Annotated in this window: 2 protein-coding genes and 1 pseudogene; all 3 read right to left on the bottom strand. The window is 61.9% G+C overall.

Features of this window, described 5'->3' with window-relative positions:
* Nucleotides 1-167, bottom strand: a 167-nt coding sequence (locus B3C64_RS04200; protein ID WP_291533948.1) for a S26 family signal peptidase, incomplete at its 3' end; no start/stop codon positions are given.
* Between the two features lie 164 nt (nucleotides 168-331).
* A complete protein-coding gene (gene rplS / locus B3C64_RS04195; protein ID WP_291533944.1) occupies nucleotides 332-697 on the bottom strand; it encodes a 50S ribosomal protein L19 in 366 nt (121 codons plus the stop codon).
* A gap of 304 nt (nucleotides 698-1,001) precedes the next feature.
* Nucleotides 1,002-1,763 (bottom strand): annotated as a pseudogene (locus B3C64_RS04190) (glucose-6-phosphate isomerase); the annotation flags it as partial.

Genomic DNA, 1,763 nt, shown 5'->3' with positions numbered 1-1,763 from the left:
CGGTCGCCCGGCTCGATGGTGTCCATCATGGAACCGGAGGGAATCACATAAAAACCGATGAGGAAAACACGGACCAGCAGCACGATGATGATCGGAATGCCGCACCAGACCAAGGTGTCCTTCCAGCCGAAGCGTTCGTTTTCGGAGGTTTGCTGGGCATGTTTCATTCGTCGGTTCCTTTTCGCGCGGGCAAAGAGCGTAGCCCCTTCATCTTAGCCATCCTCACCGCCATCGATGATGGATGCGGCGGAAGCAACAGGGAAAATACAAAAATCGGCCCGACAGCCGTATGGCTGAGGGGCCGATTCCACGCATTATTCGCGGATCGAACTCACTTGGCGGAGTTGTCGCGGCGCTCGACGATGCGAGCGGCCTTGCCGCGCAGGTTGCGCAGGTAGTACAGCTTGGCGCGACGCACGCGGCCCTTGCGCAGGACCTTGATGGAGTCGATGGCCGGGGAGTGCAGCGGGAAGCGGCGCTCCACACCGGTGCCGAAGCTGATCTTGCGAACAACGAAGGTCTCACGGACGCCGCCGCCCTGACGAGCGATCACCACGCCGGTGAAAGCCTGCAGACGGGAGTTGTTGCCTTCCTTGATCTTCACGTTGACTTCAACGGTGTCGCCAGGACGGAAAGCCGGGATTTCCTCGGCCGGCTTCAGGTGCTTGGCGTCAAATGCCTCAATAGCGTTAACCATTGTGTTTCCTCGAGTCGCCGCCGCATATCAGCGCACAGGTAAGGGGCTTCGTGCGGCGTTCTTGCGATCGCCGTCTCGGCCTGTTCGTCACCTCGCAGGTCTGCCTGCGAGGGTTGCCGATCCGCCGGAAATATTGCGATGAAAGCCAACCACGATCACCCGCGGCCGTTCCGGCTGGACCTGAAGGAAAACGGGATTATGCGGCGTCCCGCCTTCCGGCACAGCAATATTCAAAAATACCCCATCCGCGAGACACGAATGGGGCATATGAATCAGCTACGCGTTACAGCGTTCTGATGGAGAATCAGAACTCGCGGTGCGCGCGGTAGAACTTGATCAGGGACTGGGTGGAGGCGTCCTGGGCCGCCAGCGCCTCGTCGTCCTTGGAGATGGCCGGGGTGATCTGCTTGGCAAGCTGCTTGCCGAGCTCGACGCCCCACTGGTCGAAGGAGTCGATGCCCCAGACCGTGCCCTCGGTGAAGGTGATGTGCTCGTACAGGGCGATGAGCTCGCCGAGCGAGAACGGGGTCAGCGACTCACCGAAGATGGAGGTGGTCGGACGGTTGCCGGTGAACACGCGGGCCGGGACGATGGCTTCCGGGGTGCCTTCCGCACGCACTTCGTCGGCGGTCTTGCCGAACGCCAGCGCCTTGGTCTGCGCCAGGAAGTTGCCCAGGAACAGCTCGTGCACGTCCTGGTCGCCGTCCTTGGTCGGGTTCGGGGTGTTCACGAACGCGATGAAGTCGGCCGGGATGAGCTGGGTGCCCTGGTGGATCAGCTGGTAGAAGGCGTGCTGGCCGTTGGTGCCCGGCTCGCCCCAGAAGATCTCGCCGGTCTCGGAGGTGACCGGGGTGCCGTCCCAACGCACGGACTTGCCGTTGGATTCCATGGTGAGCTGCTGCAGGTAGGCCGGGAAGCGGTGCAGGTACTGGTCGTACGGCAGCACGGCGTGGGAGGCGGCCTTGAAGAAGTTGCGGTACCACACGTTCAGCATGCCGAGCAGCACGACGACGTTCTTCTCGAACGGGGTGTTCGCGTAGTATTCGTCGATCTCGTGGAAGCCGTG

Origin of the sequence: Bifidobacterium sp. UBA6881, from assembly GCA_002451435.1 — a bacterium.
Classification (GTDB): domain Bacteria; phylum Actinomycetota; class Actinomycetes; order Actinomycetales; family Bifidobacteriaceae; genus Bifidobacterium.
This window is presented reverse-complemented; position numbering and strand designations above follow the sequence as displayed.